15 protein-coding genes and 2 pseudogenes are annotated in these 14,173 nt (G+C 55.1%); 5 read left to right on the top strand and 12 right to left on the bottom strand.

Annotated elements, in window-relative coordinates:
• The first annotated feature begins 136 nt into the window (after positions 1 to 136).
• A complete protein-coding gene (locus F591_RS33165; protein ID WP_019537424.1) occupies positions 137 to 328 on the top strand; it encodes a hypothetical protein in 192 nt (63 codons plus the stop codon).
• 250 nt (positions 329 to 578) lie between these two features.
• Here the strand turns inward: F591_RS33165 and F591_RS29130 are convergent.
• From F591_RS29130 to F591_RS33350, 4 genes and pseudogenes are all read right to left on the bottom strand, one after another.
• Positions 579 to 1,804, bottom strand: a pseudogene (locus F591_RS29130) (RtcB family protein).
• Positions 1,805 to 2,032: 228 nt separating this feature from the next.
• Positions 2,033 to 3,598, bottom strand: a complete 1,566-nt coding sequence (locus F591_RS0125510) for a hypothetical protein (RefSeq protein ID WP_019537423.1) — start codon at positions 3,596 to 3,598, stop codon at positions 2,033 to 2,035.
• A gap of 6 nt (positions 3,599 to 3,604) precedes the next feature.
• Entirely contained in the window at positions 3,605 to 4,393 is a 789-nt protein-coding gene (locus tag F591_RS0125505) for a nucleotidyltransferase domain-containing protein (protein WP_040742574.1), read from the bottom strand.
• A 5-nt stretch (positions 4,394 to 4,398) separates the two neighbouring features.
• Positions 4,399 to 4,533, bottom strand: a complete 135-nt coding sequence (locus tag F591_RS33350; protein ID WP_019537421.1) for a hypothetical protein — start codon at positions 4,531 to 4,533, stop codon at positions 4,399 to 4,401.
• Between the two features lie 58 nt (positions 4,534 to 4,591).
• Between F591_RS33350 and F591_RS0125495 the strand changes: the two genes are divergently transcribed.
• Together F591_RS0125495 and F591_RS0125490 are read left to right on the top strand one after the other, a co-directional pair.
• Positions 4,592 to 5,902, top strand: a complete 1,311-nt coding sequence (locus F591_RS0125495; RefSeq protein ID WP_019537420.1) for a WYL domain-containing protein — start codon at positions 4,592 to 4,594, stop codon at positions 5,900 to 5,902.
• Positions 5,889 to 6,722 carry a WYL domain-containing protein gene (locus tag F591_RS0125490; protein WP_019537419.1) on the top strand — a complete coding sequence of 278 codons (834 nt, stop codon included), beginning with the start codon at positions 5,889 to 5,891 and terminating at the stop codon, positions 6,720 to 6,722. The genes F591_RS0125495 and F591_RS0125490 overlap by 14 nt, the downstream gene beginning before the upstream one ends.
• A gap of 162 nt (positions 6,723 to 6,884) precedes the next feature.
• On the opposite strand, the gene F591_RS0125485 is transcribed toward F591_RS0125490, so the two are convergent.
• The 7 genes from F591_RS0125485 to F591_RS0125455 form a co-directional block, all read right to left on the bottom strand.
• Complete coding sequence (locus tag F591_RS0125485) at positions 6,885 to 7,160, bottom strand: barstar family protein (RefSeq protein ID WP_019537418.1); 276 nt, start codon at positions 7,158 to 7,160, stop codon at positions 6,885 to 6,887.
• An 18-nt stretch (positions 7,161 to 7,178) separates the two neighbouring features.
• Positions 7,179 to 7,610: a ribonuclease domain-containing protein gene (locus tag F591_RS0125480; protein ID WP_019537417.1), complete on the bottom strand. Its 432-nt coding sequence runs from the start codon at positions 7,608 to 7,610 to the stop codon at positions 7,179 to 7,181.
• A 219-nt stretch (positions 7,611 to 7,829) separates the two neighbouring features.
• Positions 7,830 to 8,330 (bottom strand): hypothetical protein, encoded by a 501-nt coding sequence (locus F591_RS0125475; RefSeq protein WP_019537416.1) that lies wholly within the window; start codon positions 8,328 to 8,330, stop codon positions 7,830 to 7,832.
• A gap of 244 nt (positions 8,331 to 8,574) precedes the next feature.
• Positions 8,575 to 9,087 (bottom strand): DUF6985 domain-containing protein, encoded by a 513-nt coding sequence (locus tag F591_RS0125470; protein WP_245581133.1) that lies wholly within the window; start codon positions 9,085 to 9,087, stop codon positions 8,575 to 8,577.
• An 88-nt stretch (positions 9,088 to 9,175) separates the two neighbouring features.
• Positions 9,176 to 9,673, bottom strand: coding sequence for a hypothetical protein (locus F591_RS0125465; protein WP_019537414.1), 498 nt, complete (start codon positions 9,671 to 9,673; stop codon positions 9,176 to 9,178).
• A gap of 669 nt (positions 9,674 to 10,342) precedes the next feature.
• Positions 10,343 to 11,392 carry an NAD(P)-dependent alcohol dehydrogenase gene (locus F591_RS0125460; protein ID WP_019537413.1) on the bottom strand — a complete coding sequence of 350 codons (1,050 nt, stop codon included), beginning with the start codon at positions 11,390 to 11,392 and terminating at the stop codon, positions 10,343 to 10,345.
• Positions 11,393 to 11,512: 120 nt separating this feature from the next.
• Positions 11,513 to 12,532, bottom strand: coding sequence for a LacI family DNA-binding transcriptional regulator (locus tag F591_RS0125455; protein WP_019537412.1), 1,020 nt, complete (start codon positions 12,530 to 12,532; stop codon positions 11,513 to 11,515).
• A 369-nt stretch (positions 12,533 to 12,901) separates the two neighbouring features.
• Between F591_RS0125455 and F591_RS0125450 the strand changes: the two genes are divergently transcribed.
• Positions 12,902 to 13,642, top strand: coding sequence for a glycerophosphodiester phosphodiesterase (locus F591_RS0125450; RefSeq protein WP_019537411.1), 741 nt, complete (start codon positions 12,902 to 12,904; stop codon positions 13,640 to 13,642).
• On the opposite strand, the gene F591_RS31795 is transcribed toward F591_RS0125450, so the two are convergent.
• Complete coding sequence (locus F591_RS31795; protein ID WP_156829705.1) at positions 13,639 to 13,854, bottom strand: hypothetical protein; 216 nt, start codon at positions 13,852 to 13,854, stop codon at positions 13,639 to 13,641. The genes F591_RS0125450 and F591_RS31795 overlap by 4 nt on opposite strands.
• Before the next feature lie 157 nt (positions 13,855 to 14,011).
• On the opposite strand from F591_RS31795, the pseudogene F591_RS33455 reads away from it, so the two are divergent.
• Positions 14,012 to 14,173, top strand: a pseudogene (locus tag F591_RS33455) (IS256 family transposase); the annotation flags it as partial.

The raw sequence follows: 14,173 nt of genomic DNA, 5'->3' as shown, positions 1-14,173 counted from the left end.
GCCAGCGGCATGGGCGTCTATCTTGAAAATAGCGCCGGCACTACGGCCCCCACCCAGGGCTACACCGGTCACATGAGGCGACAAATCCTGCAAAAAATGCAACATTTTCCGGCCTCTTCACCCCAGAAGAAGGAGAATGTTGTATTTTGTGCAACAATTTAGGGGCGGTTGGCTTCAAATCCGGGAATATCGCCCAAATTGTTGCACTTTTTACAACATTGAGCCGCAAATAGGGGTTATCCCCCCATTTTTGTTGTACAAAATACAACATTTGCTGGCTCTCGTGAAAATAGCGCTTGGGGCGCCGCGGCCCATTTTCATCTTCTGATGGTGCTGCGCGAGCGGCATGGGGGGCTATCTTGAAAATAGCCCCGGGGCGCGCAGCACATTTTCACCATCTGATGGTGCTGCGCAAGGCAGCATGGGGGCTATCTTGAAAAATTCGGCGAACCCATCGGCGACATTTTCAATACCGCAGGTGACGACCGATGGCGAAAGGAATCGCTCGTCATAGGCGCCTATCTTGACATCGGGCGGCACCCCGCCATTCAAAATTTCAACGCCGCGGGCGACGGCCGTCAGTCCTTATACGGATCGAATTCGTCCGCCCCGGCCATGCAGACGCCGATGGGCCTGAGCACATGCAGCACCTCGATCGTCTCGCTGTGCGCATCCAGCACCTCCTGCAGCTTTCGGTACACGAACGGGCTCTCGTCCGTGCCCGCGCCGTCAGCTCCACGCCGAAGCGGCGCACCGCCTCCAGCATTTGCTCCATCGAGATTTGGCCGCCGCTGCGCCTGCGGGTTTTCCAGTTCATTCTGCCCGCCGCCTGCGTCCGGCTCATAATGCGTCCGGCGCCGTGCACGGTGCTGTAATAGGCGTCGCGGTTCTCCTCCGTGTCCCTGCCGCGAACGATAACGGAAATATCGCCCATGCTGCCGCCGATAAAGCCGGTCTGCCCCGGAGCGGACGGAGTCGCTCCTTTGCGGACGACGATGACGTCCTTCCCGTTGTGCGTCTCTTTCCAGGCATAGTTATGGTGGTTGTGCACTTCCAGATCCGCTTCCGTCCCCAGGATCGCCAGCACTTGCCCAATGACGTAATCCCGTCCGGCATAAGCGTAGCGGCCGGCCAGTTTCATCGCCCGGTAATACATGTCGCCGAGCTCGCTGTGCAGATCGAGCAGCACGGGCGGCTGATCCATCTTCTCGCCGGGAGCGCCCGCCAGAAACTCCCTTCCCGCCACCAGATTGATGAAGCCGCTCGCCGTCTTGTGCCCAAAGCCGCGGCTGCCGAAATGGTTACCGATCCACAGGCGTCCCGTCCCCTCTTCCTCGAACAGATCGACGAAATGATTGCCGCTGCCGACAGTGCCGAGCTGGTCCCGGGCCAGCGCCTTCAGCTTATCGTGCTCCTGCTTGCCGATCGCGCGGTAGACGGACCAATCCGGGTCATCGAACAGCTCGTGATCGAGCTTGTCGCGGTTGACCCGCCCGACCCCGAAGGAGATGGAGCGCGCGATCTCGTCCATGACGGCGGCCAAATTCGGCTTTACGTCCTGCGCGAACAGGCGGGTTCTGACCGCCTTGTTGCCGCACGCGATATCGTAGCCGACGCCGGACGGCGAGATTTGCCCGTCGTAGACGACGACGCCGCCGATCGGCTGGCTGTACCCTTTATGATGGTCGGCCATCAGCAGCGTCTGGACAACGCTGCCTGTCTGCGCGCACATTTTCGCCTGTTCCAGCGCCCCAGGCTCGGGATTGCCCCATACCCGCACGCCGTCGATTTGTTGGTATGCCATAATATCGTTCAACTCCTGTACGGACTATTATCCATGATCGCTTCTATGAAATCTCGCAAGAGGGACGTTTCACGTCCATGATATTCCACAAGAAAGACGCTTCACGTCCATGATATTCCACAAGAAGGACGCTTCGCATCCATAATATTCCACAAGAAGGGACGCTTCACGTCCATGATATTCCATGAGGGGGACGCTTCGCACCCTTGATATTCCGCAAGGGGGACGCTAAATCCCCCTGCTTTCCATCAGCTTAACGATCCGTTCCTTCACCGAATCGTCCGGCTCCTCCGCGGCCAGCTGCCGCACCCGTTCAAGCAGCGCTTCCCCCCAAAAGCGGATATCCCATGCCTCCAGCGCCGCAAGCGCCAAATTCCGGTTAGGAATGACCGGGCTGCTCAGCCCTGCGGCAATGAGTCCCGCCCCCAGCCCTTCATGCCGGCCCAAGTTCTGCAGCAGGCTGCTGAGGCAGCGGTGCGCCGCGTATTCCGGGCCCATCCCCAGCTCCTCGGCAGGGCCTGCGGCGATCTGCGCGAGCGGCAGCTTCTCTTCCGCGAACCGGATCAGCCTGCGGAGCCGCTCCGGATCGTCCGTCGACATCAGCTCCGAGTAATGCGAATAGCGAAGCGGGTCCGCCTCAAGCTGGGCAAAAAGCCTGTCCCAAATGTCAATCCCGAGCCTGCGGGCGCAGTGGACGCCATAGCCATGGTCGGGGCCGTCGCTCTCAGCCGCCTCGATCACCCGGCTCTCCCAAAACGCAGACGCGGCGATGCTGCGGCACAGCTCAAGCTGGCTCAGGCGCAGCGCTTCCGTCCAGCCCGCCGCTTCCCGCTCGGCCCATGTCTCCTCGTCCCGGCTCAGAAAATCCTGAATGTCCATCACGACCGACAGATGCTTGGCGGAGGAGGCCATCTCCCGCGCCAGCCGCAAATAATCGGAAATGACCTGCGGCGCATGCTCGTAATCGTCGATGTCCTCGGCCGGCCCGCCGCTGAGCAGCGCCTGCACGATATCGGTCGCCCCCTCGAACAAGGCGTCGTCCACATGCGCCGCGGAAAGCGCCTCGTGCAGCTGTCCGCCCTGCGCGCAAATGCAGGCCAAATATTCATTCATGATGCTGTTTTGACAGCCATGGCGCAGCAGCCAATCCTTAATGTCCTGGCGGCTGGGCTCCAGCCTCTCAACGATGTGGATTTTCCCCCAGCCGTGAACCTGCTGCGCCAGCTCGAACAGCATATCGTTGCTGTCCTCCATCCCGTTGCGGATCGCTACGACGGCATACAGGGTGAATTCATCGTGCCTGGCGAGCGTCAACAGCAGCTCTTTGACGGACTCGTTATGGTAAAGCCCGAGCAGCGCTATGCCGAACTTAACGACATTGCGGTGCGCGCCATGCTCCGCCAGCCACAGCGCCTCCTCGAACAGCGGGCCCGGCTGCATGCCGGGGTGCTTGCGCACCGCCTCCAGCACCGCGTCGATCTGGCCGATGAGATTCGACTCCATCAGCTTGCTGTAAATAACCGCCCGCTTGCGGCGGCTCGGCTTTCTCGACTGCTTGGCCAGCAGCTCGACCAGTTCCCGTGCCCCATCCGACAGCTCGCCGGAGACGGCGGCATGATGTCCGAGGGAGCCGTCCAGTCCGCCGGCGACCCAGCGAAGCTTGCTCCCGGCCCAATACGCTTCGTCGTCCGGCAGCGAGCCGTCGATCGCTTCTCCTTGCTCCCGAATATACGAATAAATGGAGGTTTTGCCCGCCCAAGGCTCGCGGGCTTCCCGATTCAAGTAAATCAACATTTCCTATCACCTGTCCCATACGTTTTGCAATACAGATCGAAACATCTCGTCAAGCCGCCGGTCCAGCGCCGGCTCGCTGCCGGCCTCCGGCATGGCCGGCGCTGCCTGCTCGTAGTAGGCGATTTTCTCCTCGATATACGCGTTGATCGGTTCGATTCGCGGCTCCAGGTCCATTTCGTCGCCGGCGATTTTTCGCTCAAGCAGGTGCAGGATGACCCGCTTCAGCTCGCTGTCCTCCGGCAGGATAGCCCTTACCAGCTGCGGAAACGCCACCGGCGCCATCGTGCCGCGCTTCTCCGTCCATTCGCAGGCCAGGATCGGACGGAGCACGTAGAAATATTTTTTGATGTTGATCAGGTCGCCCTGAAGGTACTCGCGGTAGTTCCTTTTCGCCATATGAAGGTAATGATAGATGCAGGACCGGGGCGAAAAAGCGTCCCCTGCGATGCTGCGAATGCGCTCTGCCGCCGGGCTTTCCATATAGCGAATCGGCGAATGCAGCCATTCGAGCAGCGGAGGATTCGATTTGCGAAACAGCAGCAAAGCTTTTTTCATGTCCCATCCGTTAATATCTAATAAGCAGCTGATCGGCCGCTCGATCACGTCTCTTCTGTCAAAGATCGATACATACCAATCGACAGGCCGGATATATATAAACCGGACGTCATAATCGCTGTCCCGGGACGGAAAGCCCCAGGCGCGGCTGCCCGATTCGCAGGCGTACAATATTTTGACTTGCTCTTCGCTTTCGATGCGCCGCAGCTGTTCCATAATGCGCTCTCTGGCTTCTGTCATGCGGATCATCCCCCTTCGATCTTGCTTGCCGGTCCGCTTCCGCCCGCCGTGCCGGCGTCGCTTCCCTGGTATTTATCATCGCTCATGAGCGGACAGATGAACATGGCAAAAGTATGACGACGGCCGAGAACATTTTCCATTTGGGTCGCCCCTTGCTACAATAATAGATGAAGCCCGAGAGGAACGAGGGATTGTGCAGTGGCTAAGGAAAGCTTCGATAAAGAGATTCAATTTTTACGCATGCTGGCGCTGACGAGCGGCGCCTTCAGCCGGCAGCAGTTCGCGGAGCGGCTGGGCATTTCCGTCCATACCTTCGACAAAACGATCCGCCGGCTCAAGGAAGTTGTCAGTTCGATACACCAGCATTTGCAAGAGGAGGAGCGGCAGGAATTGTCCGGAATGCTGCGGTTTAGCTATTACGATTCCGCCGATCCGCTACTGCTCTTTCTGTACCGCGCCAAATCGGTCAAGGAATCGGAAAGCGAGCGCATTTCGCTGCTGCTGGAGGCGATGAACGAGCAGGCATTGACGGCGATGGAACTGCTTGACGCCTGCTGCAGCCGCCTGCCGTCCGAGCTGCCTCTGCCCGACGAGAAGACGATCCGCTCGGATCTGAAATATTTGGAGGCCGTCGGCGTCATCAGGCGCGAGCCTGGCCCCCGCCCGTACCGCTACCGCCTCCATAACGAATGGCTCCTGTCCTTGTCGGACGAGGAATTGCTGGACTTGTACGATTACGTGGACATTATGGCCAACACGCAGGTGCCTTCCGTGCAGGGCTTCCTGCTGCGGGACGGGCTCAAAAAGCGGCTGCAGCGCATCTACGCCGGAAAGCCTGCCGCCGAGCCGTTTCTGTATAAATATCACTATTACTCGCGCATTTTGGACGAGGCGCATCTGTTCCCTCTGCTCAGCTGCATCCGGCGCCGGCTGCGCGTCCGGTTCCTTTATTTTTCGCCCAAGTCGGAACAAAGCTACGCCTCCAAAAACACGAACCCGCTCTTCGAAAGGGAAACGGTCGGTCAGGAGATTCGCACGCTGCCGCTCAAGGTCGTCTACGACCACCAGTACGGGCGGTGGTATTTGCTCGCTTACGGCCGGGAGGGGATTCGCAAATACCGGATGGAGGGCATCACCCAGATCGAGGAAGACGAGCCCGTGGACGAAGCGTTGTTCCAGGCCAGAACGGCCGAGCTGGAGGCGAGAATCCGGCACAGCTGGCTGATTGACACCGGAAGGCCGGTGACGGTGCGCGCCCGCTTTTATAACCCCGAGGGCGTCAGGTACAATTTCGTGAAGGAGCGGGTGCTGCTGCAGGGCCAGTGGGGACGCATCGTGCATGAGGACGACGAATCGTTCATTTATGAGATTGTCGTGCACGGGACGACCGAGATCAAGCCGTGGCTGCGCAGCTTCGGGTCGAGCTGCGAAATTTTGGCGCCGCCCAAGCTGCGCGAGGAAATGATCGAGGAATGGAAGGAGATTTGGGCCTACTATGAATCTGTTTGAAAAAATATTCAACTACCAAATCCTCTCCCGTCTCGAGGATTCCGGCACGCTCACGATCACCGCGCACGAGAGAGCGTGGCTGAAGACGATGCTGGCGCATCCTGCGGCAGAGCAGGCGTTCGCCGCGGATACGCTCGCCAGACTGCGCTCGGTCCTGGCCGACGATCAGGCGATGGACGCCGCGGATCATCTGCTCGAAAAAGCCGGCAGCGCAAGCAAGCAGGTGTACCACCCGCTGCTGCGCACGCTGCGCCGCTGTATTATGAACAAGAGCGGCATCCGGATGACTTACGAAATCAAGGACGGCCGCCTGTACCAGGACCATCCGGGGCTGCCGTACAAGCTGGAGTATTCGATGGTGAAGCGGGAATGGTATCTGCTCTGGTACCACCGGCAGCACCGCGCGCTCATGAGCACCCGTCTGGCGAAGATCGTGTCGCTTAGCGAGGAGCCGGTCGCTCCGGCCGAAGCCGAGCTGATCCGCCAGGATATCAGCCGCATCCTCGACGAACGCCGACGCGAAGCCGTGATTGAAGTCGTCTCTGTCTACAATAAGGAGCTGTCGCGCATCCTGTACGCCCTCTCCTGCTTTGAGAAGGACGTGACGTATGACGAGGAGAGCGACATCTACCGGGTGAAGGTGAGGCTGCTGGCCGACGAGCTCGAATATTTGCTGTCCAAGCTCCGCTTTCTGGGCAAAAGGGTGCGGGTCGTGGAGGGCGATTACCTCAAGCGGCGAATGACGGAATCCGCGACGAAGGCGCTGGAACGCTACGGGGTTGCCCCTCCCATTCAAGGCGATAAGGAGCAAACGGTATGAACGCACGCGGATGACTTACGAACAGGCGGCGCTTGTCCCCGTCCCCGGCTTGCGGCGGGTCACAAATGCCGGATGCGATAAGCGCCAGTCCCGCTGGCAGCCGTAATAGAAAACGGCTGCATCTCCTTAAGATGCAACCGCTTCACACAGGGGACAAATGGATTAATCTTTAATGAGCAAGTGTAGGCCATCGACCTCTTTGGCCGCATCCTCCAAAAGCTCCAGCAAGCGCCGACTGTATTCCCCGAGCCTGACTTCGCTCTCTTGAAAATGCTCCCATTGGATCGTAAGCGGAGTCTCGACCCATCCTGTCAAACCATCCCACAAAGCGTCCAGATTTCCACCGTAATAATCGGGCAAGCCCAACGCTTCCTTTAGAAAATCATGCATTTGGCTCGCGCTTTCGATTTGGGTGCCGTCTATCGTAATTGTTCGCATAGTCACGTCTCTCATTCTTTACTTGATTTGTTCGAACGTTTCGTAATGGTCTTCCGTTTTATAGATCAGGCCATCGTTGGAAAAAACGATTCTGTCCTTGCCGCGGGGGCCGGAACGGTAGTTGATATCCGCCTCGTACCAGATTCTGCCCTTCTTGTCGGGCAATTTTCCTTCCCGGTTTTGAAAGACGTCGCCGCCTATGCTTTTGCCTGGCGCGACTTCGTGAAGGTTGCCCTTCCGGGGCTCCCAGCCCAGTTCTCTCGCTGCTTTCTTGGTAATAAAATTATCCGGCAACCGCTGATGCGTCTTTATGTATTCGGCGACTTCTTCAAAGCTGGTCAAGCTATTCGCTGCCTGCGGTTTAACATCCTGTAATCCGCAGCCGGCCAGCACAAGCAGCAAGCTCAAAACCGCAAGTAGCATGTATTTCAAGACTTTCAAAAGCTGCATCCTCTCTCTTTCCGCACGTCTTATGCCAAATCCGAATGGCCTCCAAATCATCAACGCCATTGTAGCAAAAGCGATCAATAAGTCAAGAAAATCGAGCCAGCGGGTGAACCGCCCCCCTGAGTAATGCTCCGCTATGGTATGTGACGTATCTTGAAAAATGGGACGGAATCTTCCGGCGACTTTTTCAACACTGAAGGTGACGACCGATGATGAGAGGAATTACTCGTCGTAGACGTCGATTTTAGCCTTGGGGGTTTCCAGCTCATACGCCTGTCGATTGTCCCCATCTCCGATGATCGTAAACTTCCCCGTAGCGGACACTTCATAGAGACCGGGCTTTGCAAAGGTGTAGCGGTATTGTTCAGTGATCGTCGCTTTACCACGGATACTGCGCGCAACCCCCTTCATCGGCATAACAAAAGTATTCAAGACTTGACCGTTATGATCTTTGATGGAAAAATAAAAAATAGTTGACGCATGCTCAATATTCATCGTTGCATCGGTCAAATTCGTTAAAGTCGCCTCTATGGTGAATGGTTCATGGGCTTTTATTTGTTTGGGCGCAATAATATGAACCGAAAAATCCTGAGCATTCGTATCCGGGTTGGATGTTCTGACCATCGTCTCCTTCGGCAAGGATTGAGCTTCCGTAGCGGTTGCTTGCGGCAATGAATCGCAGGCAGCTAAGCCAAGCAAAGTTAGCATGATGAGTGCCTTCATGGATTTTTCACCTCAAAATCATTAACGTCGCATTCCGGCAAAATGTTTCGTTCATCATCCAACCAATGGCTCTTCCGTCCTCAAACCTATGGCCGTATTGCCGCCGCAGACCCGAAAGCCAAAAAGCGTGCTGCCAGCCAAACAAGCGAAAAAACTGCACCTCCAACTGCTAGAGGGCTTCTAGCTATGGGGTGCAGACCTGTACTTCTTCGATGGGATCGATTCCGTCATTATGTCAGATCGGTTAGTCGTTTTCTTCCCAAATGGCATGTGCCCCGTACCCTAGAAACTCGCGCACTTCGAGGACCTTCTGACCCCGAATCATAATCTCAATGCCATCTTCAAAATCCCATTCCATACCGGCCGATACGGTGGCTCCAAACAAGCTGTCGCTTGCATCGTAAGGATTTCTGTAAATATAAATATCGCTTACGGAAAGAAAAGGCAGGATATCCCTTCCCTGAGCATTCGGCAAACCTTCCGGACAATTCATATCAGGGTAGTCGGATAACACTTCATCTTTCCATGCGCACATTTTTTGGCATAAATCATCAATCGATTCTTCCGGCAGTCGATTTAAGCAATGCCCGATATATGACTCCGCTTCGTCCAGGCTCATGTCTTCCTCTCTAAAATGATACTGCACGCGCTCGTTCGTTAACGCAAACAAACCGAAGCCTGAGATCGCTTCACCGCTTGCTGCATAATCGTCTTCTTCTTTTCCAACATGCTCTAAATGGAACTTTCCGCTCATCATGATTCCCTCCAAAATATAGTCGTCAGTAACAGATGGATCATTGGACGAAAGCGAATAAGAGACCGGCGAATGAATCCCCTTTTCCATCTTATTTGCTGAGTTTTCCATCCGGATCGACAATAATCCAATTATCGAAATCGTTGGCGTTTTGCGGCTCATGCGTTTGTATGATCAGCCAAGAGGTCGTGTTGTCGAAAATATATAAATCTTGAGGGAAGCGGTTCAAATTCGCTAACAAAGTATTGAAATCTACCTCAAAAACATATTCGCGGCCAAGATGTAACATATGAAAGTCCCATTGTAAATAAACGGATTGCAAGTCCTTGTAACGTCGCCTAATGAAATCGGTGTTTGCAATCAATCGGATATCGTAAAGTTCTTTTTTCAACATATCCCATAAAAAACAGCCATAGTTATAACAGTATTGAGGATAGTATTCATGAGTGGTATCAATAAATTTGGTTACGATTTGTTTCCTTAACGCTTGGGATTCGGTGAACTCTAGTTGTCTAGTTAATGGTTTGATCCCTTCCATCCATTCTGTCTTGATCGCTTCCAGATCTATTGGTTCATTCCCATTATTCATTTGATGATAAGTCCCCCCATTCCCCATGCGACTTTGAGCGCAGAAGACATATTCACTTCTTGCGCTGCGGTGCTTTAGCCGCGCAGCATTTCATAGGAGATTATATCATCAATCAAACCCCCGAAGACAGTATCATCGCAAAATCATCTCTAACGCTTGTGACAAACGATATTTTGCTGAAATGTACCCTTTATAAAATGTAACGCAACTGAAGAACGCTATTTTGCCAGAAACACTGAATCTGACAGCCAAAAATGCGGTATAAGACTGCTCGCTAACGTTACAATTTCAAACCGACCGTTTCAGAGTTAAATAAGCTCTGTGGCTAGCGTTAAACTCCGGCAAAACACCAAGCGCAGGCTAGCGAAGCGGGAATCCGCCATGTGGTCGAGCGCCGCCATACGGCGAAAGCCGCGCGCCGGGAGCCGCACGCAGCTTTGCCGCGGTTCCAGAAGCGAGCCGCAGGTCAGTCATGACAAGCGGCAGCGTCCTTTCTTCGGATGCTGCCGCTGCCGGCGCTTTGCGCACCTGTCGCCGAACCGCCCGCTTGCTCCCCCTTCGATCAGGCGAAAATCGGCTTTTCCGCATACACATACGCCTTCGCCGACACTCCAGAGCTGCATAAGTACGAATGGCTTCGAGCTTCAGCGTAGCGGGGATATCTTGCCATTACTGCGGATAAATCATCATTTTCAACGTATTCGTCTTGTCGGCGATGGCCCGTTCGAAGGCGGCTGCGGTTTCATCAAGCGTATACTTGCCGGTAATGATCTGCTCGATATCTACAGTTCCGTTCGATAAAATCTCGATAGCCGCCGGATAAGTATCATGATAGCGGAAAACGCCGCGGACATCGATTTCGCTGTCCACGATCAAGGACATTTGCACAGGCACCTCATCCTGCGGAGACATGCCGACGACCACAACGCGACCGCCCCTTTTTACAGAGGATACCGCGTTATGAATCGCCTTCGGATGGCCGGCCGTCTCTATGGCGACATCGACGCCTCGGCCCTCCGTCAGTGCGCGGATTCGCTCTGCAAGATTCTCGCTGCGCAGATTCACCGTATGCGTCGCTCCTATTTGGAGGGCGACATCCAGCCTGCTTTGTTCAAAATCGACGCCGATAATCGTCCGCGCTCCCGCTAATTTGGCATTGGCGGCGGTGAGCAGGCCGATCGGTCCCATACCCATAATCACGACCGTTTCACCGGCCTTCAGCTCTCCCCGGCGAACGGCATGCAGACCTACCGAGAACGGCTCGATCAGCGCAGCGGTCTCCACACTCATCTCGTCCGGAATAGGGAACACCAGGTCAGCCCTTATCGCGACATATTCGCAGAATGCGCCGTCGTATGGAGGTGTGGCCAGAAATTCCACATGCGGGCACAAATTATACCTTCCCGATGTGCAGTATTCGCACTTCCCGCAGGTTGCCCCCGGCTCGATGGCGACGCGCTGGCCCTTCCGCAAATGCCCCGGCGCCTTGGCGCCCAGCTCGACAATTTCCCCCGCAGCTTCATGCCCCAGGATAATCGGCCGTTCCACCACATACGGGCCGATTTTGCCATGCTCGTAATAATGCACATCGGACCCGCACAGACCTACTGTATGGATGCGAATCAATACCTCGTTATCTTTCGGAACCGGGATCTCTTTGTGCTGAATTTCAATGTGCTTCGGGCTCGTCAGTACGGCAGCCTTCATCGTTCCCATCATATCTTTGCGCTCCTTTTTGGATAAATGGATTGTATTTTTCGGATGACCACCTGATTGCTTTTCTCCTGTACTTAAACGTTTCAGCAAACTCCAGAAAAAGAGTTCGTATCTGCTCAATGCTTAAGTTATTGATCGATAGGACCCTCTCGTGATCAATTCCAGCTGCAGCACGGTCGTTGTCACGATATTTTTTTCTTTATATTTTTGCAGAGCTTGCACCGCTTGTCTCCCCATCTCGACAGCCGGCTGCGAAATAATCGAGAAGGGCGGGTCGGTAATTTCCTGCCAAGGGTGATCGTCAAAACCGATAAAGCTGATGTCGCCTGGAATGTTAAGCCTGGCTTCCTTCAATGCTTTGAGCGCGCCGATCATCAGCAAATGGTTGGTTGCGAATATGGCGGTAGGCGGGTTTGGCAGGTTCATCATTTTCACTACCGCGTTGTATCCGCCGCTGATCTGGGTTTTCGTACCGGTATAATCCCCGCCGTAATCTATCAGCTTCTCATCCGCTTCGATACCGTGCCGTTTCAGCGCTTCGAGATAGCCCGCTTTCCGCTGCAGCGTGGTGCTGATGCCCGGAGAAGCCAGGATGATGCCGATTCTGCTGTGTCCGTGGCGAATCAAAGTATCCGTCGCCAGGTAGCTGCCGTCAAAATTATTCGCTTTCACGACCGGCAGATGGGCATTCTCGATTTCCCGGTCGACGAGCACGATCGGCACTTTGCGAAGCTTCTCGGGCACATGCAGCTTGCTGGTTACCGGCGCCAAAATGATACCGCTTACTTGCTGCGCCGCCAGCAGCTCGAGCAGCTCGTTTTGCCTGCTTTCGCTTTCCTCCGAAGTCGAAACGACCACCTGCCAGCCGTAGTTCTGGCATTCTTCATGGATGCCGGTCAAGACCTCGGTAAAAAATGGGTTGTTATCCGGAGCAATGAATCCGATCAGCTTGCTGACTCCGATCTTCAAGCTGCGCGCGGACTCGTTGCGGGAATAGCCGAGCTGCCTGATCGCTTCGTTGACCCGATCGATCGTTTGCTGGCTTGCTTCTCTCTTATTATTAAGAACGTTCGAGACCGTCGCTATTGAAACGTTCGCTTTGCGCGCCACATCGTACAGCGTTGGTCTTTTTTTGCTGGCCATTGCATCCTTCCTTCAATTTACTTAAACGTTTCAGTCCCGATAAGGGCATTAAAATATAAATGCGGCGCGATGTCAACTATAAATTGCCAAAGAGTCGAAACGTCTCCCAAATATTGACGCTTACGCCGCTAAGATGTACCCTAAATGGAGGATGCAGGGCGGGATCGCCGCGAAAACGGGACAGCTGCGCGAAGCAGCTGCAGGACACAGGCCTCGGGCGGCAGGCGGCAGGCGGCAGGCGAACCTGGAGGGGCGTGCGGCCGCTTCCGCTCGATGGAATCCCCGCAGTGAGCGAGGCTCGAAGGGAACCCGCTATAGAGGGCGCGTTCGCCAGCGTCAAATATGACGAGGAAAGAAGGAACGACGGCTATGGCAAGTCCCAAGTATGTAGCCCATCGCGGGCTGAGCATGCATGCGCCGGAAAATACGATCGCGGCGTTCGAGGCGGCCGGCGAAGCCGGCTTCTGGGGCATCGAGTGCGACACGTACTGCACGGTCGATGGGCGCTGGATCGTGCATCATGACAAGACAGTTGATCGGATGACGAACGGAACGGGAGCGGTGAAGGACTTTACCTTCGAGGAGCTTCGCCGGCTGGACATTACGTCCGGCTTCCGGCTCGAGGCATATCCCGGGCAGAAAATTCCGCCGCTGGAGGATGTGCTGGCCGTCTGCAAGCGATACGGAATGCACGCCTTCATCGAGATCGAGCAGTATCACCGGGACGCCGATCTTAAGGAGCTTGTACAGCTTGCCGATGCCTGCGGGATGCTGGAGAACAGCAGCTTCATCTGCTTTAACGCGGACGATCTTCGCAAGGTGCGGGCCATTCATCCCGGCGTTCCGCTCGGGTTCCTGTCGTCGCAGGCGCCGAAGCCGGAAGATGCGGAGCTGGCTTGGCAGCTCGCGCCCGCTTTTCTCGATTATCATTATAAAACGGTGCAGCCGGAGCAAATTCGCCAATGTGCCGAGGCCGGCATCGACGTATCGCTGTGGACGGTGAATACGCGGGAGGAAGCGCTTCCGTTCATTGAAGCGGGCGCGGCCTATATCACGACGGATACCGTGCTTTTTGACCGACCGTCTTCGGAGTGCAAGCCCACTCTTTAACGTTTGTTTAACTTCGCTAAAGCGATAAAGCGAAGTGCGACTTTCTGTACCGAGAAAAACTTCGCGCCCCGATCGTCAGGTTGTACCCCTTCACCGGGACGGGACCATGGGGCGATGAATCCTGCAAAAAATGCAACATTTTCCGCCCCCTTGCACCAGAGGAAGGGGGAATATTGCATTTTGTACAACAATTTGGGCTTGATTCGCTTCAAAACCGGGAAAAGCCCCTGAAATGTTGCACGTTCTACAACATTGAGCGGCATATGGATGATGTACAATAGTTTGTGTAACCAGAATTTGTGACCTGCAGGCGCAAAAAAAGTAGGGTATCTTGGAGTGTGCGTAAACCACAAGAAAGGAACCCTACTCATGACTACTATACACCAAGATATGCTCGCAGATCTATTTGAAAAACTTGTCACGCAGTTTATTAAAGAGAACCTGGAGTCCATCATGAAAGCTGAAATCAAAAGCTTCATGGAGAATGAACAAGAAAAGCCTAATAGTCGGAACGGATACTACCAGCGCTCT

Origin of the sequence: Paenibacillus ginsengihumi DSM 21568 (assembly GCF_000380965.1) — a bacterium.
Lineage (GTDB): Bacteria > Bacillota > Bacilli > Paenibacillales > NBRC-103111 > Paenibacillus_G > Paenibacillus_G ginsengihumi.
This window is presented reverse-complemented; position numbering and strand designations above follow the sequence as displayed.